25 protein-coding genes are annotated in these 22,069 nt (G+C 60.3%); 13 read left to right on the forward strand and 12 right to left on the reverse strand.

Annotation, left to right across the window (positions count from 1 at the left end; all coding sequences use genetic code 11):
* Window positions 1–44 precede the first annotated feature (44 nt).
* Both JFT63_RS20630 and JFT63_RS20635 read left to right on the forward strand, forming a co-directional pair.
* A complete protein-coding gene (locus tag JFT63_RS20630) occupies window positions 45–935 on the forward strand; it encodes an ATP-binding protein (protein ID WP_057703756.1) in 891 nt (296 codons plus the stop codon).
* On the forward strand, window positions 932–1,414 hold the full coding sequence (locus JFT63_RS20635) for a GAF domain-containing protein (protein WP_032877122.1): 483 nt from the start codon (window positions 932–934) through the stop codon (window positions 1,412–1,414). Before JFT63_RS20630 ends, JFT63_RS20635 begins: the two co-directional genes overlap by 4 nt.
* Window positions 1,415–1,479: 65 nt before the next feature.
* Here JFT63_RS20635 and JFT63_RS20640 read toward each other — a convergent pair whose 3' ends face one another.
* From JFT63_RS20640 to JFT63_RS20670, 7 genes are all read right to left on the reverse strand, one after another.
* The gene (locus tag JFT63_RS20640) at window positions 1,480–5,115 is read right to left on the reverse strand and encodes a transporter substrate-binding domain-containing protein (RefSeq protein WP_198844637.1); all 3,636 of its coding nucleotides are present in this window, start codon (window positions 5,113–5,115) and stop codon (window positions 1,480–1,482) included.
* An 8-nt stretch (window positions 5,116–5,123) separates the two neighbouring features.
* Window positions 5,124–5,750, reverse strand: coding sequence for a response regulator transcription factor (locus JFT63_RS20645; RefSeq protein ID WP_057703753.1), 627 nt, complete (start codon window positions 5,748–5,750; stop codon window positions 5,124–5,126).
* Window positions 5,751–6,018: 268 nt separating this feature from the next.
* The gene (locus JFT63_RS20650; protein WP_186562187.1) at window positions 6,019–6,399 is read right to left on the reverse strand and encodes a response regulator; all 381 of its coding nucleotides are present in this window, start codon (window positions 6,397–6,399) and stop codon (window positions 6,019–6,021) included.
* A gap of 169 nt (window positions 6,400–6,568) precedes the next feature.
* On the reverse strand, window positions 6,569–7,900 hold the full coding sequence (locus tag JFT63_RS20655) for a deoxyguanosinetriphosphate triphosphohydrolase (RefSeq protein ID WP_057703751.1): 1,332 nt from the start codon (window positions 7,898–7,900) through the stop codon (window positions 6,569–6,571).
* A 162-nt stretch (window positions 7,901–8,062) separates the two neighbouring features.
* Window positions 8,063–8,401, reverse strand: coding sequence for a hypothetical protein (locus JFT63_RS20660; RefSeq protein ID WP_005786471.1), 339 nt, complete (start codon window positions 8,399–8,401; stop codon window positions 8,063–8,065).
* Complete coding sequence (locus JFT63_RS20665) at window positions 8,398–8,802, reverse strand: phage holin family protein (protein WP_057703750.1); 405 nt, start codon at window positions 8,800–8,802, stop codon at window positions 8,398–8,400. The genes JFT63_RS20660 and JFT63_RS20665 overlap by 4 nt, the downstream gene beginning before the upstream one ends.
* A gap of 2 nt (window positions 8,803–8,804) precedes the next feature.
* A complete protein-coding gene (locus tag JFT63_RS20670; protein ID WP_005786475.1) occupies window positions 8,805–9,119 on the reverse strand; it encodes a DUF883 family protein in 315 nt (104 codons plus the stop codon).
* A gap of 345 nt (window positions 9,120–9,464) precedes the next feature.
* Here JFT63_RS20670 and JFT63_RS20675 point away from each other — a divergent pair, with 345 nt between their 5' ends.
* Window positions 9,465–10,673: an ammonium transporter gene (locus tag JFT63_RS20675; protein WP_186562192.1), complete on the forward strand. Its 1,209-nt coding sequence runs from the start codon at window positions 9,465–9,467 to the stop codon at window positions 10,671–10,673.
* On the opposite strand, the gene JFT63_RS20680 is transcribed toward JFT63_RS20675, so the two are convergent.
* Window positions 10,660–12,396, reverse strand: a complete 1,737-nt coding sequence (locus tag JFT63_RS20680) for a cation:proton antiporter (protein WP_186562194.1) — start codon at window positions 12,394–12,396, stop codon at window positions 10,660–10,662. The two genes, JFT63_RS20675 and JFT63_RS20680, sit on opposite strands and share 14 nt — an antisense overlap.
* 239 nt (window positions 12,397–12,635) lie before the next feature.
* On the opposite strand from JFT63_RS20680, the gene JFT63_RS20685 reads away from it, so the two are divergent.
* The 3 genes from JFT63_RS20685 (at window position 12,636) to JFT63_RS20695 (ending at window position 14,242) form a co-directional block, all read left to right on the forward strand.
* Window positions 12,636–12,872 carry a glutaredoxin family protein gene (locus JFT63_RS20685; RefSeq protein ID WP_089042697.1) on the forward strand — a complete coding sequence of 79 codons (237 nt, stop codon included), beginning with the start codon at window positions 12,636–12,638 and terminating at the stop codon, window positions 12,870–12,872.
* A gap of 74 nt (window positions 12,873–12,946) precedes the next feature.
* Window positions 12,947–13,282, forward strand: a complete 336-nt coding sequence (locus JFT63_RS20690; RefSeq protein WP_003189932.1) for a hypothetical protein — start codon at window positions 12,947–12,949, stop codon at window positions 13,280–13,282.
* Between the two features lie 69 nt (window positions 13,283–13,351).
* Window positions 13,352–14,242, forward strand: coding sequence for a pseudouridine synthase (locus tag JFT63_RS20695; RefSeq protein ID WP_198844638.1), 891 nt, complete (start codon window positions 13,352–13,354; stop codon window positions 14,240–14,242).
* A gap of 55 nt (window positions 14,243–14,297) precedes the next feature.
* Here JFT63_RS20695 and JFT63_RS20700 read toward each other — a convergent pair whose 3' ends face one another.
* Both JFT63_RS20700 and mobA read right to left on the reverse strand, forming a co-directional pair.
* Window positions 14,298–14,519 (reverse strand): YgdI/YgdR family lipoprotein, encoded by a 222-nt coding sequence (locus JFT63_RS20700; protein WP_005786486.1) that lies wholly within the window; start codon window positions 14,517–14,519, stop codon window positions 14,298–14,300.
* 79 nt (window positions 14,520–14,598) lie between these two features.
* Window positions 14,599–15,201: a molybdenum cofactor guanylyltransferase MobA gene (mobA, locus tag JFT63_RS20705; RefSeq protein ID WP_057703850.1), complete on the reverse strand. Its 603-nt coding sequence runs from the start codon at window positions 15,199–15,201 to the stop codon at window positions 14,599–14,601.
* Window positions 15,202–15,277: 76 nt separating this feature from the next.
* Here mobA and moaB point away from each other — a divergent pair, with 76 nt between their 5' ends.
* Together moaB and JFT63_RS20715 are read left to right on the forward strand one after the other, a co-directional pair.
* On the forward strand, window positions 15,278–15,817 hold the full coding sequence (gene moaB, locus JFT63_RS20710; protein ID WP_056857153.1) for a molybdenum cofactor biosynthesis protein B: 540 nt from the start codon (window positions 15,278–15,280) through the stop codon (window positions 15,815–15,817).
* Window positions 15,801–17,027: a molybdopterin molybdotransferase MoeA gene (locus tag JFT63_RS20715; RefSeq protein WP_198844639.1), complete on the forward strand. Its 1,227-nt coding sequence runs from the start codon at window positions 15,801–15,803 to the stop codon at window positions 17,025–17,027. Before moaB ends, JFT63_RS20715 begins: the two co-directional genes overlap by 17 nt.
* Before the next feature lie 163 nt (window positions 17,028–17,190).
* Here the strand turns inward: JFT63_RS20715 and JFT63_RS20720 are convergent, their stop codons facing one another.
* Together JFT63_RS20720 and fliK are read right to left on the reverse strand one after the other, a co-directional pair.
* A complete protein-coding gene (locus JFT63_RS20720; RefSeq protein WP_198844640.1) occupies window positions 17,191–17,520 on the reverse strand; it encodes an EscU/YscU/HrcU family type III secretion system export apparatus switch protein in 330 nt (109 codons plus the stop codon).
* Window positions 17,517–19,094: a flagellar hook-length control protein FliK gene (fliK, locus tag JFT63_RS20725; RefSeq protein WP_057703849.1), complete on the reverse strand. Its 1,578-nt coding sequence runs from the start codon at window positions 19,092–19,094 to the stop codon at window positions 17,517–17,519. Before fliK ends, JFT63_RS20720 begins: the two co-directional genes overlap by 4 nt.
* A gap of 200 nt (window positions 19,095–19,294) precedes the next feature.
* Here fliK and ccmA point away from each other — a divergent pair, with 200 nt between their 5' ends.
* The 5 genes from ccmA (at window position 19,295) to ccmE (ending at window position 22,067) form a co-directional block, all read left to right on the forward strand.
* A complete protein-coding gene (gene ccmA / locus JFT63_RS20730) occupies window positions 19,295–19,930 on the forward strand; it encodes a cytochrome c biogenesis heme-transporting ATPase CcmA (protein ID WP_186562208.1) in 636 nt (211 codons plus the stop codon).
* Window positions 19,927–20,595: a heme exporter protein CcmB gene (ccmB, locus tag JFT63_RS20735; protein ID WP_057703848.1), complete on the forward strand. Its 669-nt coding sequence runs from the start codon at window positions 19,927–19,929 to the stop codon at window positions 20,593–20,595. The genes ccmA and ccmB overlap by 4 nt, the downstream gene beginning before the upstream one ends.
* Window positions 20,596–20,683: 88 nt before the next feature.
* Complete coding sequence (locus JFT63_RS20740; RefSeq protein ID WP_057703742.1) at window positions 20,684–21,439, forward strand: heme ABC transporter permease; 756 nt, start codon at window positions 20,684–20,686, stop codon at window positions 21,437–21,439.
* A complete protein-coding gene (gene ccmD / locus JFT63_RS20745) occupies window positions 21,436–21,612 on the forward strand; it encodes a heme exporter protein CcmD (RefSeq protein ID WP_003172771.1) in 177 nt (58 codons plus the stop codon). Before JFT63_RS20740 ends, ccmD begins: the two co-directional genes overlap by 4 nt.
* Window positions 21,609–22,067, forward strand: a complete 459-nt coding sequence (gene ccmE, locus JFT63_RS20750) for a cytochrome c maturation protein CcmE (protein ID WP_005786506.1) — start codon at window positions 21,609–21,611, stop codon at window positions 22,065–22,067. Before ccmD ends, ccmE begins: the two co-directional genes overlap by 4 nt.
* Window positions 22,068–22,069: the final 2 nt, after the last annotated feature.

Consider the following 22,069-nt stretch of genomic DNA (forward strand, 5'->3'; position numbering starts at 1 on the left):
TGCCAATACGCCATCTTTTACAAGAACTTGCCAGAGGAATAATCATGGATTCTCGATTGAGTGCCTTCCTTGAGCGGGCCGACGCCGTACTTGCTCGCCTGGAACCCTTATTGCCGGCCCCGCGCCAAGCCATCGACTGGAGCCAATGCCTGGCTGCTCGTTGGCAGCGCGAAGGCCGCAGTGGCTTTCTGTTACCGTTGGAAGTCAGTCTGGATATGCGCTTGTCGGACTTGATTGGCGTCGACAAGCAACGGGAACAATTGGCGCGTAACACCCAGCAGTTCCTCGATGGCCTGCCTGCCAACCATGCGCTGCTGTGGGGTTCTCGCGGTACTGGCAAGTCTTCTATGGTACGCGCCTTGCTGGCTCAGCACGCCACGGCGGGCCTGCGCTTGATCGAAATCGAACGTGACCACCTGGCTGACCTGCCCCGTGTGGTCGAGCAGTTGATAAAACTGCCGCAGCGTTTCATTTTGTTTTGCGATGACCTCTCGTTCGAAGCCGGCGAAGGCGATTATCGCGTGCTCAAAAGCGTGCTGGACGGCTCCCTGGAGCAGGCGCCGGAAAACGTGCTGCTGTATGCCACGTCCAACCGCCGCCATCTGGTGCCGGAGAACCAGAGCGACAACGACAACTGGAAACGGGTGGATGGCGAGTTGCATCCGAGCGAAGCGGTAGAGGACAAGATTGCCTTGTCGGACCGCTTCGGCTTGTGGCTGTCGTTCTATCCATTTTCCCAGGAGCATTTCCTGGATGTGGTAGAACACTGGATCGGCGAGTTGGCCGGCAAGGCCGGCTTGCAGTGGCAGCGCGATGAGCAGCTTGATGTACTCGCGGTGCGCTGGGCCACAGGGCGCGGCAACCGCAATGGCCGTTGTGCCTATCAATTTGCCCGTTATTGGGTAGGTCTTAAATTGCTGGAACGTCAACCATGATCGATTTACAACAGGCCGGCAGCGGTCTCGATGGCTACGCCATGCTGTGTGCGCAACTGGAGTCATTGCTGGCGGATGAACGTGACTTTATTGCCAACAGTGCACAGTTTTCTGCGTTTCTGTTTAACCAGCTTGATGACCTGAACTGGGCAGGCTTTTACCTTAATCGCAATGAAGAGCTGGTGCTTGGGCCGTTCCAGGGTCAGATAGCCTGCGTGCGCATCCCGTTCGGTCGTGGCGTATGTGGCGCCGCTGCGGCTTCACGACAAACCCAGCGGGTGGAGGATGTGCATGCGTTCCCAGGCCATATCGCCTGTGACAGCGCCTCGAACAGTGAGTTGGTGGTGCCATTGGTCAAAGATGGTCAGTTGATTGGCGTGCTTGACCTCGACAGCCCCTCGCTGGCCCGTTTTACACCTCAGGACCAGGCAGGGATTGAACGGTTGGCGGCGATTTTCCTGCGGCTGACCGACTGCTGAACAGAGGCCAGGGTATGGATGTGCAGGAGCGAGTGACTCGCTCCTGCGGCTTCGGGTGTGGGTGATTATTGGTCTTGCAGCTCGGCAAGCTGAACCTGCAGCATCCGCTCCAGTTCCAGCATGAGGTGCTCCAGCGCCTTGATGCCGGTTTCAATGGTTGCCCACTCTTCATTGCGCGCGCAGGTTTGTTCCAGCGCTTCGCATTGCCCAGCCAATGAATGGGCCTGAACTATACGGGCCGCGCCCTTGATCTTGTGGGCTTGCTCGATGATTTCCTGAGGTGGGGCCTGTCGGTTCAACAGCTTGATAAGCGCCTGACGGTCGTCACGGCTGCTGCTCAGCAGCTCCTCCAGCAGGCGTTGGCTCAATTGCGGGTCGCCGCCGGTCAGCGCTTGCAGGCACTCGAGGTCCAGGCGCTGGCTCGAAGGTCTGGGGGCGATTTGCGCCAGTTGCCGTTCCAGTACGGTCAGGCTGATGGGCTTGAACAGGCAGTCATCCATGCCGGCCTGCACGCAACGTTGTCTTTCCTCTGGCTGGGCGTTGGCGGTAAAGCCCAGCACCACGCAGGGTACCAACTGCTCGCGTTGTTCATACTCACGGATTGAACGGCTCAGCTCATAGCCATTCATGATGGGCATGTTGCAATCGGCGATCACCAGGTCGAAATGCTCCTTGCGCCAGGCCTGGAACCCTGCCGCACCATGCTCGGCGGCAGTGAATTGATGACCCAGGTAACCCAGTTGCTGGCACATCAACAGGCGGTTTGCCGGGTGGTCGTCTACCACCAATACATTCAGCACCCGAGTGGCGGCCGGCGTTTCGGGCTGTTGCTCACCCACCGCCGTGATCGTTTGCAGGCGGGGTACGCTCAGGTTGACGTGCACCTGGGTGCCTACCATGGGCACGCTGCTCAGGCTCAACTGGCCGCCCATCATGGCGCACAGGCTGCGGCAGATCACCAGCCCCAGCCCCGCGCCGCTCCTGGCCAGTTGACCGGAGTTGTCCGCTTGGGCAAAGGGTTCGAACAAACGCAGTTGATCCTCTCTGCTGATGCCGATGCCGGTGTCCTCCACCACCAGCTTGAGCTCGATCTGCTCCGGTGCCTGGGTCGGCTGTACTTCCACTTTGATCTTCACCTGCCCTTGCTCGGTGAACTTGATCGCGTTGCTCACCAGGTTCGACAGCACTTGCTTGAAGCGAAGAGGGTCTATCAGCACTTCGATATCGTTCAGGTCGGGCTTGAACTCCAGCAGCAGGCTGAGGGTTTTCTGGCGGGCCAGACCGTCGAAGACACGCACCACCGATTCAATCACCTCACGCAGGTTGACGCGCTCAGGCGCCAGGCTGAGACGGCCGGACTCGATACGCGCGATGTCCAGAATGTCGCCGATCAACTCCAGCAGATCCCGGGCCGAGTTGTACGCCACTTCAATGGCCGGGCGGTCGAGATGCCCTTGATCGGCGCGCTTGAGCGTCAGTTCGAGCATCCCGATCACGGCGTTCATGGGCGTGCGGATCTCGTGGCTCATGGTGGCAAGGAACGTGCTCTTGGCGCGATTGGCCTCATCGGCGCGCTCTTTGGCGGCGCGTAGCTCATCAAACAACTGGCGTCGGTCGCTGATGTCGATCCAGCCGCCGATGATGCCCTGGACTTCGCCTGTGGAGTCACGGTACGGCAGGATCCAGTGATAGATCGTCAGTTTGCGCTCGTGGATGTGCAATGTGCGATCCAGGATCAGCGGCATACCCTCAGCCACAACGCGCAGATAGTCGGCATGGTACTGCGCCGCCTCCGACTCCAGGGCCATGCTGATCTGGGTGACGCTTTTGCCGATCACGTCTTCGCGTTTGACGTCGAATACCTGCAGGTAGCTGTCGTTGCAGGTTTGCAGCAGGCCGTTGCGGTCACGCACGTAGATTGGATGGGGCGTTTCATTGACCAGCGCGCGCATGAATTCGAATTGGTCGTTCAGGGCCCGTTCGGCCATTTTGCGGTGTTGTATCTGGCGCCGCATGTAGGCGTTCCAGGTCAGTGAAATCAGGAGCAACAGCCCGGTGCCGATGATGATTCGAGAGATCAATTGATGGTAGTTGCGCCAGTAGCTGTCGGACGCAGCGGTGTAGCCCCGCCAGCGACTGTTGATCACGCCCATTTCATCCGGGGCGATGCTGAGCAGCGCCTTGTCGAGGATTGAGCTCAGTTCCGTGGCGTGGCGCGATGTCGCCAGGGTGTAAGTTGCCGGCGTAGTGCCGATGCTGGCGCTGATCTGCAACTTGTCCTGAAACGCCTTGGAAGACAAAAGGTAGTTGGCGATCACCAGTGTGCTCACCGCGCCGTCCACTTGGCCCTGTGCGAGTAGCTCCGATGCCCTGAAAGTATCACTGGTTTCGACCAGGTGGACCTGGGGAAAGTCGTTGGTCAAGGTCTCGACCAAGGGGTTGCCCTGGGTGATCGCCAGGCGCTTTCCTGCCATTTGCGCGATGTTCGCGGACGCCCCTGGCTCCTTGCGGGTCAACAATACGTAGGAATTTTCCAGGTAGGGGCGGCTGAAATTGAGCTGCGAGTCCCTTGCGTTGCTCGGCACAATGGCCCCGATCATATCGACGTTCTGGCTGGTGACCTGATCAATCATCGCCTTGACGTCACGCCCGCGTTCAACTGAAAAGCGTAGGCCGGTGCGCAGGCGAATCAACTCCAGAAGGTCGGCGGTAATGCCGCGAAAGTTACCGTCGGCGTCGAAGAACGTGAGTGGTGCGAAGGTTTCATTGACGATCACCTTGACCACCGGATGCTCTTTAAGCCAACGCTCTTCGCGTTGGGTCAGTTGCAGTTTCTTGTCGGTGAGCAGGATATCGCTGCCGGCGCTCCAGCGTTTGGCGATGCTGTCTCGCTCGCTGATGGGGACCGCTGCCAGCACCGCGTCGACAATGCTCAACAGCACGCGGTTATCTTCACGCATGGCGAAGCTGAAACCATAGGCCTCATGCTTGCCGAAATTGGCCATGCGGATATTTTTGAGATAGCCCTTGTTGATCATGTAGTGGGTGGAAATGGTGTCACCCAGAAACACATCCGCCTGGTCGAAGGCCACTGCATTCAAGGCGTTCTGATAAGAGGGATAGGCGCGAATGACGGCCTTGGGGTATAGCTTTTCTACCTCATTGAGCGGCAGGTAATGATACACAAGGCTCAAGCGCAGCCCGTCCAGGCCCTCATTGAGGCTGCGGGTTTCTCCCTCGCGGGTGACCAGTACCGGCTGGTCCACGGCGTAGGGTTCAGAGAGGATAAGGTTCGGTGTCGCCGCCTCAAAACCGTTGGATGAGCCCAACAAGTCGATTTCGCCGGCTTCCAGGGCTCGAATGGCTGCATCTCGGGACGGGTAGCGCATTACGTTGACCGGCAGGGAGAGTGCCTTGGCCAACAAACCTGCGTAATCGGCGGTCAGCCCTTCATAATCGTAGCCACTGGATGTCAGGTCGAATGGCGGGTAATCGGGCGCGGAGGTGCCCAGCACCAGTTCGCGTTTGTTCTGCAGCCACTGGCGCTGAGCCTTGTCAAAATGAGTGCCGAGTTGAACGGCTCCCGCACGACTCAATAAGGTGAAGCGTTCCGGGTTTGTTTGGTGCTCTGCGAGCACGGCAGTGCTGAAGTACAGACCGGCACTCAATATAATCAGATAGTCCTTTATACGCCTGGGCATCCGCTTTCTCACACTAGCGCGTTTCGTTTTGCCATCTCGATGAGTTCTACCAAGGATTTGGCTTTGAGTTTTTGCATTAACCTCTTTTTATAAGTGCTGACAGTCTTGTTGCTCAAAAACATGCCTTTGGCTATTTCCTTGTTAGTGCGCCCTTGTGCAAAAAGTTGCAAGACCATCAGTTCCCGATCGTTGACTGTCTTGAACAGCTCCAGCTCTTGTACATCCATGCCTTCCGTTCCGGGACCGTTCAAGGCCTGGCTGGGGAAGTAGTTGTAGCCGGACAGGACTGCGCGGATGGCGCTCAGCAACTCGCTCAAGTCACCTTCCTTGCATACATAGCCCTCGGCACCCGAGCGCATGCATCGCGTGGCAAACAGCGTGGGGCATTGGGCCGTGAGCACCAGGGTTTTCATCGAGGTGTTCATGGCGTTGAATCGGCACAGCACCTCAAGGCCGTCGAGTTTCGGAATGCTGATGTCGAGAATCACCAGGTCGGGAAGGCATTCGCGGACCATCTGTATCGCATCGCACCCATTGTCTGTTTCGCCGACGACCTTGTAGCCCTCATGCTCCAGCAACATTCGAATGGCAAGCCGGATTACAGGGTGGTCATCGATAATAAAAACTGAGTTCATAATCACATTCCATGCTGGTGCAAATAAAGCGGGCACATTAGCTCAGAAGATGCGGGCGCAGCATGAAGCTCACACGGAGTAAATGCAAAACAGGAAAGATCCTACATTTAATAAGGCAAAAGCCTACAAGTTATTAGGGGGGCGTTACAGGGCATATCAATAATTTAAAGGTGGCGGCACCCACAAACAGGGCCTTGGATTTTGCGACGGTCCTTATAGCGCTTTTCGTTGAAGATAATGTTTAAGTTCCTACATGAGGGGGTTAAGGTTAACCGAGTAACCTCTCCAGCTCATCTTTGTTCAGGGGCTTGGATAAGTAGCCCAGGAGTGGAAGATGTCGTTGCACGGCTTGTCTGCTCAGGTTGATCAATTCCTGCATGGGTAAGCTGCTTAACAGAATGGCGCCGGTGATAAAGCGCTGGCGGTGGGCGATTTCGATCAGTTCAAGCCCCGGCAGGTCAGGCAGGCATTGGTCACATAGCATCAGGTCGAAGGGGTGTTCGGACCGGCTCATCGTGTGTATGGCCTGCTCGGCATTTTCCACGGGTGTCAGTTGCTCGAAACCGAAGCTTTTGAGCAGGCACTGGGTGGCCAGCAATTGAAAAGGGTGATCCTCCACCAAAAGAATACGAAGAGAGTGTCTGGGCATAAAGGTGCACACAGTGATGCAAGCGTCGATGGGGGCGGTAGGAATTGCGCGGTTGGTCCGTTAGGAGCGTGCGTGATTATTCTTCGGGCGCCTGTACGAATTCGATCAGGCCGCTCTGTTCCCATCGTAGGGCGATTCGCTTCAGGGAACAGGCCGCGTGATCGAGTCGTTATTGAGGGCTGGATCGCCCGGTCATCTCCCGTGCCATTTCAGTGGCGTAGCTGTCGGTCATACCGGCGATGAAGTCGATCATCCGCAGGAACGAGGCGTGCAGCGGCCAGGCCGGATCCGGCGCGCTATTGCCGAGCAAATCCAGTATGCGCCGATTCTTGAATGACGGCGTACGCCCGCCATGTTGTTCCAGCGCCGCGCCGCAGAACGCATTCAGCAGGATTTCCAGGGTGGTGTAGGCGCCGATTTCATGCAGCGTCTTGCGCTTGTCCTGGAAGATCTTCTTGCGCGCCATGTCCTTGGCATCCAGCACGCAGCGCTTTGCCGGGCCGTGCATATGCTCGACCAGATCGCCCGGCAGTGTGCCGGCGAGCAGGGCGTCCTGTTGTTCGACAAAGGCCTGCGCCGCCGCATTGGTCAGGTGCTCGATCGCTTTGCCGCGCAGGATCGCCAACTTGCGGCGACGGGAGTCCTGCGGGCCCAATTGGCGGTACGTCTGCGGCAGGTCATCGCCCACCAGGTCAAGCAACAACGACTCGACTTCGGCGTACTCCAGCAGCTCCATTTCCAGGCCGTCTTCCAGGTCGATCAACGCATAGCAGATGTCGTCGGCCGCCTCCATCAGATACACGAGCGGGTGACGGGCCCAGCGTTGCTCTTCAAGCTGGGGCAGGCCGAGCTTATGGGCGATCTGCTCCAGAATCGGCAGCTCGCTCTGGTAACAGCCGAACTTGTGCTTCTTGTAGCCCAGCGAGTCGGCGTGGCGGGCGGTCCAGGGGTATTTGAGGTACGTTCCCAAGGTGGCGTAGGTCAGCCGCGTGCCGCCGTCGAACTGATGGTATTCAAGTTGGGTCAGCACCCGAAAGCCCTGGGCATTGCCTTCGAAGTTGAGAAAGTCATTGCGTTCGGCACCGCTCATGTCATCCAGCCAGCCGCGCCCGGCGGCCTGTTGGAACCAGTGGCGAATCGCGTCTTCTCCGGAGTGTCCAAATGGCGGGTTGCCGATGTCGTGGGCCAGGCAAGCGGACTGCACCACCATGCCCAGGTCGCTCGGGTCGCACCAGTCGGGCAGGGCATCGCGCAGGGTTTCGCCCACGCGCATCCCCAGGGAGCGGCCGACGCAGCTGACTTCCAGCGAGTGGGTCAGGCGCGTGTGGATATGGTCGTTGCTCGATACCGGATGCACTTGGGTCTTGCGGCCCAGGCGCCGGAACGCGCCGGAGAAAATAATGCGGTCGTGGTCTTTGTGAAAGGGGCTGCGACCCAGTTCTTCAGGGCTGTGCAGGGGTTTTCCCAGACGTTCGCGATTCAGCAGGGTGGGCCAATCCAAGGCAACTACTCTCCGGTCGGTGAATGACATCCGCCAGCTTCCCGTTTCCGGCGTGGCGGAGCAAGCAAAAATCTACAGGTCGGTGGCGCGGGCGAAAAAAGGCCCGGCACTCGTTGACGAGGGCCGGGCCACTGGTATCGGCAAGCTAAGAGCCGGCAAGGTTTAACCTTTGCGCGAGCCTTGCATGGCCAGTTTGATCAACGGGATCAACCCGGCACCCAGCCGCACCAGGCGCGTCACGCTGCTGATGCTGCCGCCCTTGGCGCCTTTGCCGGTGAAAAAGCCCATCAGCGTTACCGCGGCCACGCCCCACAGTGGCGCGTGCTTGATGCCCAGGCTGTCCTGCCAGTTGTGGCGCATGTTGCGCATTTTCTGCAGGGGGGCCATGAGTTGCTGGGACTCATGGCGGATTTCCTGGCGATGCATTTCCATGCGAAGACGGATCAGCGTTTTGCGCATTTCCCGGCGGGAGGTGTTTTTCGGGATCTCGGTCATGCTCATGGCAACAGGCGCTCCCGGTCGTTGGCCAGCTCTTCGAGCGTGGCGTGGAAGGGCGTGGATTCATCGAACACTGCCGCTTTCAAGCGCACACCGCAGAAAGCTGCGGCCAGGCTATAGAACACGCAAAGGCAGATGATCCCCGTCAAGCGGTAGCCGGTATCCCACACCAGGATCATTACCAGCGTCGACAGCCCCACCAGCAACAGTAGGGCAAACACCAACGCCAGCCCGGCGAACAACAACAGGCTGACAGTGCGGGCTTTTTGCTCCTGCAACTCGATGCCAAACAACTCGACATGGCTGTGCAGCAAGCCCAGCACAGCGGCGCCCAGGCGTCGGGAGGTGGAACTGCTTCCTGAAGAGTGCGCGCTCGTGGATGAGCTGGATTCGCCGATAGACATGATTAGCGCCTTGTAGCCAGCAGGCCGATCAAAAAGCCTACGCCGGCAGCGATGCCGACGGACTGCCATGGGTTGGCTTGCACGTAGTCTTCGGTGGCGGTAATCGCCGCCTGACCGCGCTCGCGCAGGGAGTCTTCGGTCAGTTGCAAGGTCTCGCGGGCCTTGAGCAGGCTCTCGTGGATCTTGGTGCGCAACTCGTCGGCCTGATCGCCGGCCAGCACTGCGGTGTCGTCCAGCAACCTTTCGGTATCACTGACCAGGGTTTGAAAATCCGCCATCAGTATCTCTTGAGCAGTCTTTGCTGTTTTACCGGCCATGGTTGTCTCCGTGTGTGGCTGATCTGTACGTGTGGTTTCGAGTCGCGGCGTTCGCTGAAGGTTCACTGCAATTGTGTGGTACAGCTTTTGCTTTGCCTTGGTGCGCAGGCTGTATGGCCCGCGCTGAATATGGGCGGTCGTGGCGCAAGCCTTGAAAAACCTTACCCTAAATAACTTAAACCCGCGGAAAAACCCTGTCGGCAACGGCCGGTTGTGTTGATCGCTGCGCTAAAGCGGTTCACGCCCTCACAAGAGGGGCGAAGCCGGTGGTACCCATTTAGTGCGCCAACCTTCGGCTTGAACCGTTTTGGTGCTTTTTGCCTTGATGCAGGCCTGCCAACCTCCATGGAAAATCTGCAAAGTGCGGTGGATACACTGATCCACAGCTCCAACACCCTGTTTATCCTGATTGGTGCGGTCATGGTCCTGGCCATGCACGCAGGCTTTGCCTTCCTTGAAGTCGGCACGGTGCGCCAGAAGAATCAGGTCAACGCCTTGTCGAAAATCCTCAGCGATTTCGCCATCTCCACCCTGGCCTATTTCTTTATAGGCTATTGGATCTCATACGGTGTGAGCTTCATGCAACCGGCGGCCGTCATCAGCGCCGATCATGGCTACGGCCTGGTGAAGTTTTTCTTCCTGCTGACCTTCGCCGCGGCGATCCCGGCGATCATTTCCGGTGGCATCGCCGAACGTGCGAAGTTTGCGCCGCAGTTGTGCGCCACCGCGCTGATCGTGGCGTTTATCTATCCGTTCTTCGAAGGCATGGTGTGGAACGGCAATTTCGGTCTGCAAGCCTGGCTGCTTGCACGCTTTGGCGCCAGCTTTCACGATTTTGCCGGCTCTGTGGTGGTGCACGCCATGGGCGGCTGGCTGGCGCTGGCAGCGGTGTTGCTGTTGGGCCCGCGCAACGGACGTTATCGCGAAGGGCGCCTGGTAGCGTTTGCACCGTCGAGCATCCCGTTCCTGGCGCTGGGGTCGTGGATCCTGATCGTAGGCTGGTTCGGCTTTAACGTGATGAGCGCGCAAACCCTCAACGGGGTCAGCGGTTTGGTGGCCGTCAACTCGTTGATGGCCATGGTGGGCGGCACCGTTGCCGCGTTGGTGATTGGCCGTAATGACCCTGGGTTTCTGCACAACGGTCCCCTGGCCGGGCTGGTGGCGATCTGCGCAGGCTCCGACCTGATGCATCCGGTGGGCGCGCTGGTCACCGGTGTGGTCGCAGGCGGCTTATTTGTGTGGTGCTTTATCGCCGCCCAGGCGCGCTGGAGAATCGACGATGTGCTGGGTGTATGGCCGTTGCATGGCTTGTGTGGCGTGTGGGGCGGTATCGCCTGTGGGATCTTCGGGCAGGCCGCCCTGGGCGGGCTGGGCGGCGTCAGCTTGATCAGCCAGTTGATCGGCACCGGTCTGGGAGTGGCGGTGGCGTTTGGCGGCGGCTTGCTGGTGTACGGCGTGATCAAGCGCGTGCAAGGGCTGCGCTTGAGTCAGGAAGAGGAGTATTACGGCGCGGATTTGTCGATCCACAAGATCGGTGCAGTCAGTCAGGATTGATCGGCGCTTGTTCATCAGGATGTGGCGGCGGATAAAACCCGTGCAACAGGCGATAGCGGTTCTGCCGCACTTCATCCACCCGCGCCTGTACCTGTTGGTCCGGCAGGCCCAGCAGGATCAGGGCGTGGGAAGCGAGCATCAGGCTTGACTCAAGCAACTCGGGCACCACTTCACTGGCACCCGCGGCCTTGAGTTCAGCCAACTGGCTGTCATCGCGGGTGCGCACCAGGATCGGCACCTGGGGGTTGATCCGTCGCGCTTCCTTGAGCACCACCAGGGCGACATCGCTGTTGTCGACGGCAATCACTACCAATCGTGCTCGCTCCAGGCCAACGGCACTGAGCAAGGCACCCCGGCGGCAGTCGCCGTAATGCACGCTGCTCTCCTCGGTGGCGGCTTCCTGCACCCGCTCGGGGTCGTCATCCAGGGCAATAAATGCCTGGTGTTCACGACGTAAAAACCGCCCGATCGACTGTCCCACCCGACCATAACCGCAAATCACCGCGTGCCCGTGCAACTGAGCGTTGAGCGCGGTGATGTGCTCCAGTTGCACTTGCTGGTTGGGTTTTCGATGCAGGCGCAGGGCAATGGTCGGCGCTGCGCGCAACAGCAGCGGCGTCAACAGCATCGAGCAGAACGTGGCGGCCAATAGCAGGCCGTTGAACTCCTCCGGAATCAACCGGCTCTGCTGCATCTGCGCCATCAGCGCGAAACAGAACTCGCCACCCTGGGCCAGGGCCAGGCCGCTGCGCCAGGCGGTTTCAGTGTCGCTGCCACGCAGCTTGACCAGTACAGCCACCACGCAACCTTTGACCAGCATCAGCGCAAGGGTCAGGCCGAGGATCAACAGGCTGTGGCTGATGAACAACTGCAGATCGATCAACATGCCGATGCTGACGAAAAAAAGCCCCAGCAGAATGTCGCGAAACGGTCGAATATCCGCCTCGATCTGATGCCGATAATGACTTTCGCCCAGCAACATACCGGCCAGAAACGCGCCGAGGGCAGGGGACAGGCCGAGCAGGTGGGTGAGCCAGGCGGTGAGCAACACAATCACCAGCGCCAGCAGTACAAACAACTCCGCCGAATGGGACGCGGCGACCTCATGGAACAACCGCGGCAGCAACCAGCGGCTGGCGAACAACAGGCCGACGAACAACACCACGGTTTTGCCCAGGGTCAGCGGCAATGCCCAGTACCAGGCTTGGTCACCGGTGCCGGCAAACACCGGCACCAGAGTCAGCAGCAAGACCGCTACCACGTCCTGGAACAGCAGCACGCCTATCGCATTCTGGCCGTGGCTGCTGAAGATCTCCCCCAGGCTGGTCAACTCCTTGCTGACGATGGCCGTGGAAGACAACGCCAACCCTGCGCCCAGCAACAGCGCGATGCCCGGCGACAGGCCAAAGCCCATCAATAAGCCACCCAGCAGCACACCACAGCCCAACACTTGCAGGCTGCCCAGGCCGAAGACCACGCGGCGCAGGGCGAGCATTTTCGTCAGGGAAAACTCCAGGCCCAGGGAAAACAGCAGGAATACCACCCCCATCTCGGCCAGGTCCGGCAGGTCCTCGTTGTCGTTTACCCAGTCCAGCGCGGTCGGCCCCACCGCCAGACCCACGCACAGATAACCCAATACCGGCGGCAGTTGCAGCCGGCGAAACAGCGCAATCACCACCAGGGATGAGGCCAGAATAATCAGCAAGTTGGCAAACACAGGCATCTCCGTTGCAGGGTGGCGGGCAAAAAGCCGCGAGAATCGCTGAATCAGTTATAGGCCATGGTGACCTGGGTCAGATTTTTTGCACTGTAGGAGCGAGCTTGCTCGCGAAAAGCGTCAACGATAACGCGGGGTTCCTGAATGAACGCGGCGCGCGGGAGTTTTTCGCGAGCAAGCTCGCTCCTACAAGGGGCTTGTTGGGCTTAGAATGGAGGCCTGTTTTTTGATCGAGTCCTTTCATCATGCTTCCTGAATGCCAGCTGTTCGGCACCCTGGGTTGCCATCTATGTGAGATTGCCGAAGCCGAAATCATGCCGCTCGTCGAACACGGGTTGCTGGTGGAGTTGGTGGATATCACCGACCCCGATGACCTGACAGACGACTACGGCCTGCGGATTCCGGTGCTTCGCCGTATGGACACCGGGGCGGAACTGGACTGGCCGTTTGACACCGATCAGGTTGTCGCCTTCCTGCGCTGACGTTTATGCGATGGCGGGTTTCCCAATATTACGTTACTGTATATTCGTACAGCGATTGAATAGAGGGAACGCCCGTGGTGAATGTTGAACAATTGAAAAGCAGCGTCAATCGCATGTCCGCCGACGTGGTGCGCGACGCGGTCAACGAGCTGCGCCTCGATGGGCTGGTCACGGAAGGCAAGACGCCCTTCAACAAAGTGCATTTCAACACCTGCTTTGCGGAAATCGAAGCGCTGTTCCAGCGTGCCGGTTATCACAAGCAGCTGGATGTGGTGGGTTATCAGGGCTTGCTCTACGCGCTTTATGATCCGGGCCGTTGGGAAGCGGTGGATGTACTGCGCTGGCTCAAGGAGTTCACCGAGGCGGCCAGTGCTTCTCCGGTCCTGCGGGCACAATTGGCCAAGGCCTGAGATAGGCTCTAGGCAATCGTGCTCCATACGGGATAATGCCCGCCTGTTTTCCAGGCTTCGAGCATCTGTATGTCCACTTCCGGTTTTTCCGCCGCCCAGCACCAAGCCAGCACGTTGTATCTGCCCCCGGGCCCGTGGGCAACGGTGATCGACTGCCTGTGCGATCAATTCCCGGCCATTGGCCGTGAGCAGTGGCTGGACCGCATTGCCCGGGGGCGAGTGCTGGATATCAACGGCAGCCCGATCAGCCTGGGCCTGGCCTACAAGGAAGGCTTGTGCATCTATTACTTTCGCGAAGTACCCAACGAAAAAGTGATTCCGGTACAGGAAACCATCCTGTACGCCGATGAACACCTGGTGGTGGCGGACAAGCCGCATTTCCTGCCGGTGACTCCCGCCGGCGAGTACGTTGAGCAAACACTGCTGCGTCGCCTGATCCGGCGCCTGGACAACCCCGCCCTGGTGCCGCTGCATCGCATCGACCGGCACACGGCGGGGCTGGTGCTGTTCTCGGCCAACCCGCAAAGCCGCTCGGCGTACCAGCAACTGTTTCCCACGCGGCGTATCGACAAATTCTACGAGGCCATCGCCCCGGCCTTGCCGAACTTGAGCTTTCCCCTGGTACATAAAAGCCGCCTGGTCGATGGCGAACCGTTCTTTCGCATGCAGGAAGGGCCGGGCGCCAGCAACACCGAGACGGCCGTTGAAGTCCGCGAGAAAAACGGCGATTTATGGCGCTACGGCCTGTTCCCCGTGACCGGCAAGAAACACCAGTTGCGTGTACACATGACAGCCCTCGGGGCGAGCATCTGCAATGACCCGTTCTATCCCGAGGTGATCAAGGATGCAAAGGACGACTACGCCCACCCCCTCAAATTGCTGGCCCAGGGCGTGCGGTTTATTGACCCGGTAACTGCCCAAGAGCGCAGTTTTCGCAGCGCCATCACCCTCGACTGGTAAACGCCGCAAACAACAAGGCCCGCGCGAGGCGGGCCTTGTTGGCAAGCGTTAAGACTTACAGGTCTTTAACGGTGCGAACCTGATCTTTGTTGATACGGGTGCGCTTGCCGTCAAGCTGTTGGAATTCGTAGAAACCCGAATCTTCGTCAAACTTGGGGGTGTCGACGGCCTGGATTTCGCGACCGTCATTCAGGGTGATCACTGTTGGCGAAGCGCAACCGGCGAGGGTGGCGAGGCCCAGTGCAAGCATGAGAGCGGCGATGGTCCGTTGAGTCATGAGTTTGTCTCCGAGAAAATACTTTTAAATTGCTGACCTTGTGACGTATGGGACGTCGGCAAAGTTCCTTGTGAAAGGCTCATTCTGACACGCCAGCCCGTGGGTGCAACAGTTCGGGCGTATTAAGATTGGCCAGGCGCGGGTCATCGGCCGGGCATTCCAGGCCGACGCCACCCAGTTGCAGCAGGACCTTGCGCGGGCTGCGTTCACCCGCTTGCCAGGCCCGTTCCACCTGATCTTTCAGGCCCGTTGGGATAATGCACAGCAACGGTTCCCAGAACTCGCCATGACGCACCATGACCGGAACCCGCAGGTTGCGTTGGGCAATCTGACGCAAGTCGGCCAGCAGTCGCGCATCGATCTGCGGCACATCGCACGGCAAGATCAGCAGATGCTCGTGCCGTGCGGCGAGCAGTCCCGCGCGGATGCCGGCAAGCGGGCCGGGAAAGTCCGGGCTGTCATCGCTCACCAGTTGGTCGGCATAGGGAGCGTAGCGTTCCAGGTTGCGATTGCACGAGATGATCAGGTCATCCGTGAGCGGGCGGACCAGCCGTTGCAGGTGGGCGATCAAGGGCTGGCCTTGCCACTCCAGCAAGCCTTTGTCCTGGCCGCCCATGCGTTGGCCGCGACCACCGGCCAACAACAGGATCGAACACGGCAGGGATGAAAATTCAGGCGTCATGATGGTTGCGCTGCGGCAGGTAAACAGGGGCCTGTGATATAACATCGGGCTGTTCCTTCGACAACCGGACCGTGCCATGAAAGCCAAGGCCGATGCGCCCTTTGTACCCCTGAATATTGCTGTTTTGACCGTCAGCGACACCCGCACCCTGGACACCGACACCTCCGGCCAGGTGTTCGTCGATCGCCTGACTGCCGCCGGCCACAACCTGGCCGAGCGCGTGCTGCTCAAGGACGACCTCTACAAGATTCGCGCCCAGGTGGCCCACTGGATCGCCGAAGACGTGGTGCAAGTGGTGCTGATCACTGGCGGCACCGGTTTTACCGGCCGTGACAGCACCCCTGAAGCGGTGAGTTGCCTGCTCGACAAGCAGGTCGATGGCTTCGGCGAACTGTTCCGTCAGATCTCCGTGGCTGATATCGGCACCTCCACCGTGCAATCGCGCGCCCTGGCCGGCCTGGCCAATGGCACTCTGGTGTGCTGCCTGCCTGGCTCCACCAATGCCGTGCGCACCGGTTGGGACGGCATCCTCGCCGAGCAACTGGATAATCGCCACCGCCCGTGCAACTTCGTCCCGCATTTGAAGCAGGCCGAGCCGTGTGAATCCCGTGGATAAGCCGGGCAAAACCGGCGCACTGATGCCGGTGGAAGAGGCCTTGCAGCGGCTGCTCGTCATGGCGCAATCGGCGCCGATCCAGGGGCAGCAAACGCTGCCCCTGGCGCAGTGCGATGGCCGGGTACTGGCCCAGGACCTGATCTCGACGCTCGATCTGCCGCCGTGGCCCAACAGTGCCATGGACGGCTACGCCGTGCGTGTGGCGGACTGGACCGGCGAACCGCTGGTGGTGAGCCAGCGCATTTTCGCCGGCACGGCGCCTGAGCCGTTGGCGGACGGCACCTGCGCACGGATCTTTACCGGCGCGCCGGTGCCCGAAGGCGCAGACTGCGTGCAAATGCAGGAAAACGCCGTGGTGCACGCCGACCAGCGCGTGAGTTTCACCGAGCCGCTCCGGGAGGGCGACAACATCCGACCACAGGGCCAGGAAACCACGGTGGGTGAGTGCGTACTCAGCGCCGGAACTCGCCTGGGGCCTATCGAGTTGGGCCTGGCGGCGTCCCTGGGGCGGGATCGGCTCGACGTGGTACGCCCCCCGCGCGTGGCCGTGCTGTCTACCGGCGATGAACTGATCGAGCCAGGGTTGCCGCTGGGCCCGGGGCAGATCTACAACAGCAACCGTCGCGTGCTGTGCAGCTGGCTGGCGCGCATGGGCTGTGAAGTGATCGATGCCGGGATTCTGCCGGATGATCTGGAACAGACTCGCACGTGTCTGGCGGGTCTGGGCAGCGTTGACCTGATTCTGTCTACCGGCGGTGTGTCGGTGGGCGAAGCGGACTTCCTTGGCATTGCCCTGCGTGAAGAGGGCGAACTGGCGCTGTGGAAGCTGGCGATCAAGCCGGGCAAACCGCTGACCTTCGGGCATTTTCGTGGCGTGCCGGTGATCGGCCTGCCGGGTAACCCGGCCTCGACGCTGGTGACCTTTGCACTGTTGGCGCGCCCGTACCTGCTGCGCCGCCAAGGCGTTGCGCAGGTGGAACCGCTGCGTTTCGAGGTGTCGGCAGGCTTCGACTGGCCCAAGCCTGGCAATCGCCGCGAATACCTGCGCGGGCGTATCGAGCAGGGCAAGGCGATTATCTATCGCAACCAGAGCTCCGGGGTGCTGCGCAGTGCGGCGTGGGCCGAAGGGTTTGTGGAGGTGATGGAAGGGACCACATTGGCCGTTGGCGACCGGGTCAATTTCATTCCCCTGAGCGAAGTCTTGAACTGAACACAGATCAAAAATGTGGCTGGCTCCAAAGGGGCAGGGGCCAGCACTAACCCCTGTAGGAGCGAGCTTGCTCGCGAAAAAAACCTGGGCGCCGCGGTTATTCAGAAAACACGCGTCATCGTTGAGGTTTTTCGCGAGCAAGCTCGCTCCTACAGAGGGCTATTCAGTAATCGTCGCCACGCTCAGTGACATCCCGCTCCACCGGCCCCGCATCCGGGTCGTAGCCCACCGGGAACTTGCCTTTCAACGTCCATGCAAACGCGATGATCTCGGCGATCGTGCGGTACAACTCTTCAGGAATACTGTCCCCCAGTTCCATGCGCGCCAGCAGCTTCACCAGCTCGGCGTTTTCATAGATCGGCACTTCGTTTTCCCGTGCCAGTTTGAGGATGGCTTCGGCCAGGGCGTCATCGCCCTTGGCGGTCAGGGTGGGGGCCTGTTGGCCGTCGTACTTGAGGGCGATGGCCTGGCGAGGTGGGGCGGCGTTCTTCATGCAGTTTCATCCACCCAGCGTTGTTCCAATCCGGTTTTTGGCCCGCGTGGCGGGGTGCCCAGGTGGCAATCCAGGTCGCCGACGTTAAGCCCGGATGACACCAGGCGCTCGCGCAGGCTGCCCAAGTGGCTTTCGATCAGGCTGGCGGTGAAAGGGCGACTGGCCCACAACTGGCTGGACAGTTTGCCCTGGGACAGTTGCGCCTGAACTTGCAACGGCCCCAGCGGCTCCATGTCGAAGGCCAGTTCGACGCGCCAAAGCATCTGTTTCGGGTCCTTTTTATCCTTGCGCTCGGGCTGGTCCTTATCGGGCGCCGGTTCCTCGCGCTGAAACTTGACCTGCAACGGCACGATGTCCTGCAGAGTGCGCATGGGGATTTCCAACTGCCAGGTGGTTTGCAGGCGGCCATCGGCGGTGGTGCCGGTCTGTTCCAGGCTCGACAGTTGATGGCTCTGCAAGCGCGAGATCGCCCCGGCGGCCAGGCGCAGCAGGTTTTCCAGATCGCCTTCGCCTTCCAGTTTCGCCATCAGCCGCTCCGGCAGCGGGAAACCGGCGGGTATCTGCCGAGCGCCGACCTGGCCGAGGGTGTTCAACGGGCTGCGCACAAAGTGCGGCAGCACCTGAGCCAGAGTATTGGCGGCGAGGATCGCGTTCAGGTTGGTGTTGGCGGGCAGGGCGGGCAGCAGGTCCGCGACCAGGCGCAACAGTGCGCCTTTCATGTCCAGCGGTGGTATTTGCGGGTTCTGCCCGGCGAGTAATTTGGCTTCCAGGAAGGCGCCACTGTTTTGCACCACTTGCGCCAGTACCTTGGGATTGCTGACTTGCGCCAGATCGGGCAAGGCCGCCAATAAACGCTCGGCAGCGCCCCGCAGTTCGGCCGAGGTACTGTCGCCACGGGGCAGGTTCTGCAGAGCGGAGAACACCGCATCCAGCGAGCCTTGGCGGCTTTGCTGGGTGGCCAGTTGCTGCGTCACGGCCAGTTGGTCTTTCAACCCGCTCAGCGGCACAAAGTTCAGGGTTTGCGCGTTCTGCACCACGGCACTGAGCAAGCTGCCGACCCGCAGGGGTTGAGGGCTTTCCAACGTCAGCGTGGTACCGGCCAGGGCGTTATTGAGCACACTCACCAGTGAGCGATAGATCGCTGGTTGCGCGGTGCCTTGAGGCAGCATCTGAGTGGTCAGCACCTTGGCTTGCAGCAGCGTGCCCACCGGCATTTGGGTGGTGTCCAGGCGGGTGAGGGCGGCCACGTTGGCACTCATCGCTTGCTGCAAGCTGATGGCCAGGTTGCCCGCAGGCGTTTGGCTCACTGCCACATTGCTGCCCAGCGGCAGGGGCTGGGCACTGCTGGCCTGTACCAGGGTCTGGCGGCCGCCTGCGAGGGTCAGCTTGAGCAATAACTGAAAGGCTTCGCCGCCTTGTTTAAGTGCGATGACCTCGGCGTTTACAGTTTTCCCGGGGTCGATCAACCCGGCCTGCGGCTCCAGCAGTTTGAGCAACGCGCCGGCCCCGGACAGTGGAGCAGGCCCGGGCGCGGAGGTGGGTGGCAGTGGGGGAAGATTGATCTCACCGGTCATCGTGCGCATCGTCTCTGGGGAAATTGCCCTCTTTAGAGTAGGGCATCGCATGTATAATGCCGCCCGTCTGCAAAGAGAGCGGTAAAAACCTCACAACTATTTGATCCAGCTCTCTAAAATCGGTCGCCAAAGTCGTTATTGTGCATCTCTCTATAACGGCCGCTGCACCGCCGACTTGAACCGTAAAGGCCCGCGATCTCTTGACCAGCCCTCTTCTTGAAGCCGTAGCGCTTGCCTGTGAACGCGACCTGCGCCTGTTGTTCGAGCAACTCGACTTGCGGCTGGCGGGTGGCGACATGGTGCAAATCAGCGGCCCCAATGGCAGCGGCAAGACCAGTCTGCTGCGCCTGCTGGCCGGTTTGATGCAGCCCACGGCGGGTGTTGTTCGGCTCAACGGCAAACCCTTGCACGAACAGCGTACCGAGCTGGCGCGCAACCTGATCTGGATCGGCCACGCCGCCGGTATCAAGGATGTTCTCACCGCTGAAGAAAACCTCAGCTGGCTCAGCGCCCTGCATCACCCTGCTACCCGCGAGGCCATCTGGCAGGCCCTGGCCGCCGTTGGCCTCAAGGGTTTTGAAGATGTGCCCTGCCACACGTTGTCCGCCGGCCAGCAGCGCCGCGTGGCCCTGGCGCGTTTGTACCTGCCCGGCCCGCCGCTGTGGATTCTCGACGAACCCTTCACCGCGCTCGACAAACAAGGCGTAGCCCAACTCGAAGAACACCTGGCCCGGCACTGCGAGCAGGGCGGCCTGGTGGTGCTCACTACCCATCACACCCTGGCGCGCAAGCCTGGTGGTTACCGGGAGCTGGATCTGGGGCGGTGGTCGGCATGAGTGTGTTTGCCTTGTTGGTGGCCCGTGAAGCGCGGCTGTTGTGCCGTCGCCCGGCTGAACTGGCCAACCCGCTGGTGTTCTTTGCGATCGTGATCGCGCTGTTCCCGTTGGCGGTCGGCCCGGAGACTAAACTGTTGCAAACCTTGTCCCCAGGGCTGGTGTGGGTAGCGGCGCTTTTATCGGTGCTGCTCTCGCTGGACGGGCTGTTTCGCAGTGATTTCGAAGACGGTTCCCTGGAACAGTGGGTCCTTTCGTCGCACCCCCTGCCACTTCTGGTACTGGCCAAGGTACTGGCACACTGGGCTTTTTCCGGCTTGGCGCTAGTCTTGCTCTCGCCGCTGCTGGCGATGATGCTGGGTTTGCCTGTTCAATGCCTGCCCGTGTTGCTGGTGTCCTTGTTACTCGGTACGCCGGTGCTCAGCCTGTTGGGGGCGGTGGGCGCAGCGTTGACCGTCGGCTTGAAACGGGGTGGCCTGTTGCTGGCCCTGTTGATTCTGCCTTTGTATATCCCGGTGTTGATCCTGGGCAGCGGCGCTTTGCAAGCCGCGCTTATGGGGATGCCGGCGACCGGTTACCTCTTGTGGCTTGGTAGCCTGACCGCCCTGGCGGTAACCCTGACACCCTTTGCTATAGCCGCCGGCCTGAAAATCAGCGTCGGTGAATAATGAGGTCTGACTCGGCGTTAATGACGTTGAGTCAGTAAAGACCCTAAGCTTTTCGCCACGACGAAAAGCACCCGTGATGGAAACTGCAATGAACTGGACCTGGTTTCACAAGCTCGGCTCGCCCAAATGGTTTTATGGCATCAGTGGCAAGCTGCTGCCATGGTTGAGCATCGCCGCCGTGTTGCTGATCGGCATCGGCCTGGTCTGGGGCCTGGCCTTCGCGCCGCCGGACTACCAGCAAGGCAACAGCTTTCGCATCATTTATATCCACGTCCCTGCTGCGATGCTGGCCCAGTCCTGCTACGTGATGCTGGCGGTGTGCGGCATCGTCGGCCTGGTGTGGAAGATGAAACTGGCCGACGTGGCCCTGCAATGCGCGGCGCCCATCGGTGCGTGGATGACCGCCGTGGCGCTGGTCACCGGGGCGATCTGGGGCAAGCCGACCTGGGGCTCATGGTGGGTGTGGGATGCACGCCTGACCTCGATGCTGATCCTGCTGTTCCTGTATTTCGGCCTGATTGCCCTGGGCAACGCCATCAGCAACCGTGACAGCGCCGCCAAGGCCTGCGCGGTGCTGGCGATTGTCGGCGTGATCAACATCCCGATCATCAAGTACTCGGTGGAGTGGTGGAACACCCTGCACCAGGGCGCCACCTTCACCCTCACCGAGAAACCGGCGATGCCCGTTGAAATGTGGGCGCCGTTGCTACTGATGGTGCTGGGCTTCTACTGTTTCTTCGGCGCCGTACTGCTGCTGCGTATGCGTCTTGAGGTGCTCAAGCGTGAAGCCCGTACCAGTTGGGTGAAAGCCGAAGTGCAAGACTGCCTGGGAGCACGTGGATGAGTTTTGCTTCTTTCAGTGATTTTCTCGCCATGGGCCACCACGGCCTGTATGTCTGGACGGCCTATGGCATCTGCCTGGCGGTGCTGGCCCTCAACGTCGCCGCGCCGATCCTGGCCCGCAAGCGTTACCTGCAACAAGAGGCGCGACGTCTGCGCCGGGAGACCGAAAAGTGAATCCGCTGCGTAGAAAGCGTCTGTTGATCATCCTTGCCATCCTGGTCGGCGTCGGCATTGCCGTGGGCCTGGCCTTGAGCGCTCTGCAGCAGAACATCAATCTGTTCTACACCCCAACCCAGATCGCCAACGGCGAAGCCCCGCTGGATACGCGCATCCGCGCCGGCGGCATGGTAGAGCAGGGCTCGTTGAAACGTTCCGGCGATTCTCTGGACGTGACCTTCGTGGTCACCGACTTCAACAAGGCCGTGACCATTACCTACCGCGGCATCCTCCCGGACCTGTTCCGCGAAGGCCAGGGCATCGTCGCCCTGGGCAAACTCAACGCTGACGGTGTGGTAGTGGCGGACGAAGTGCTGGCCAAGCACGATGAAAAATACATGCCGCCCGAGGTCACCAAGGCCTTGAAAGACAGCGGCCAATCCGCGCCGGCAACTCCAGCCAAGGAGGGCTAAGT

It is taken from the genome of Pseudomonas sp. MF7453 (genome assembly GCF_016405455.1).
Taxonomy (GTDB): Bacteria; Pseudomonadota; Gammaproteobacteria; order Pseudomonadales; family Pseudomonadaceae; genus Aquipseudomonas; species Aquipseudomonas paralactis.

What these genes read in the sequence shown, in the direction of transcription:
- JFT63_RS20645 (WP_057703753.1), bottom strand. Translation starts at nt 5,750, where the DNA reads ATGAACTCAGTTTTTATTATCGATGACCACCCTGTAATCCGGCTTGCC.
- JFT63_RS20720 (WP_198844640.1), bottom strand. Translation starts at nt 17,520, where the DNA reads ATGAAGAACGCCGCCCCACCTCGCCAGGCCATCGCCCTCAAGTACGAC.
- ccmD (WP_003172771.1), top strand. Translation starts at nt 21,436, where the DNA reads ATGAGTTTTGCTTCTTTCAGTGATTTTCTCGCCATGGGCCACCACGGC.
- ccmB (WP_057703848.1), top strand. Translation starts at nt 19,927, where the DNA reads ATGAGTGTGTTTGCCTTGTTGGTGGCCCGTGAAGCGCGGCTGTTGTGC.
- JFT63_RS20635 (WP_032877122.1), top strand. Translation starts at nt 932, where the DNA reads ATGATCGATTTACAACAGGCCGGCAGCGGTCTCGATGGCTACGCCATG.
- JFT63_RS20680 (WP_186562194.1), bottom strand. Translation starts at nt 12,396, where the DNA reads ATGCCTGTGTTTGCCAACTTGCTGATTATTCTGGCCTCATCCCTGGTG.
- JFT63_RS20650 (WP_186562187.1), bottom strand. Translation starts at nt 6,399, where the DNA reads ATGCCCAGACACTCTCTTCGTATTCTTTTGGTGGAGGATCACCCTTTT.
- fliK (WP_057703849.1), bottom strand. Translation starts at nt 19,094, where the DNA reads ATGACCGGTGAGATCAATCTTCCCCCACTGCCACCCACCTCCGCGCCC.
- mobA (WP_057703850.1), bottom strand. Translation starts at nt 15,201, where the DNA reads ATGACGCCTGAATTTTCATCCCTGCCGTGTTCGATCCTGTTGTTGGCC.
- JFT63_RS20670 (WP_005786475.1), bottom strand. Translation starts at nt 9,119, where the DNA reads ATGGCCGGTAAAACAGCAAAGACTGCTCAAGAGATACTGATGGCGGAT.
- JFT63_RS20695 (WP_198844638.1), top strand. Translation starts at nt 13,352, where the DNA reads ATGTCCACTTCCGGTTTTTCCGCCGCCCAGCACCAAGCCAGCACGTTG.
- JFT63_RS20675 (WP_186562192.1), top strand. Translation starts at nt 9,465, where the DNA reads ATGGAAAATCTGCAAAGTGCGGTGGATACACTGATCCACAGCTCCAAC.
- JFT63_RS20665 (WP_057703750.1), bottom strand. Translation starts at nt 8,802, where the DNA reads ATGTCTATCGGCGAATCCAGCTCATCCACGAGCGCGCACTCTTCAGGA.
- JFT63_RS20660 (WP_005786471.1), bottom strand. Translation starts at nt 8,401, where the DNA reads ATGAGCATGACCGAGATCCCGAAAAACACCTCCCGCCGGGAAATGCGC.
- JFT63_RS20700 (WP_005786486.1), bottom strand. Translation starts at nt 14,519, where the DNA reads ATGACTCAACGGACCATCGCCGCTCTCATGCTTGCACTGGGCCTCGCC.
- JFT63_RS20740 (WP_057703742.1), top strand. Translation starts at nt 20,684, where the DNA reads ATGAACTGGACCTGGTTTCACAAGCTCGGCTCGCCCAAATGGTTTTAT.
- JFT63_RS20630 (WP_057703756.1), top strand. Translation starts at nt 45, where the DNA reads ATGGATTCTCGATTGAGTGCCTTCCTTGAGCGGGCCGACGCCGTACTT.
- JFT63_RS20640 (WP_198844637.1), bottom strand. Translation starts at nt 5,115, where the DNA reads ATGCCCAGGCGTATAAAGGACTATCTGATTATATTGAGTGCCGGTCTG.
- moaB (WP_056857153.1), top strand. Translation starts at nt 15,278, where the DNA reads ATGAAAGCCAAGGCCGATGCGCCCTTTGTACCCCTGAATATTGCTGTT.
- JFT63_RS20685 (WP_089042697.1), top strand. Translation starts at nt 12,636, where the DNA reads ATGCTTCCTGAATGCCAGCTGTTCGGCACCCTGGGTTGCCATCTATGT.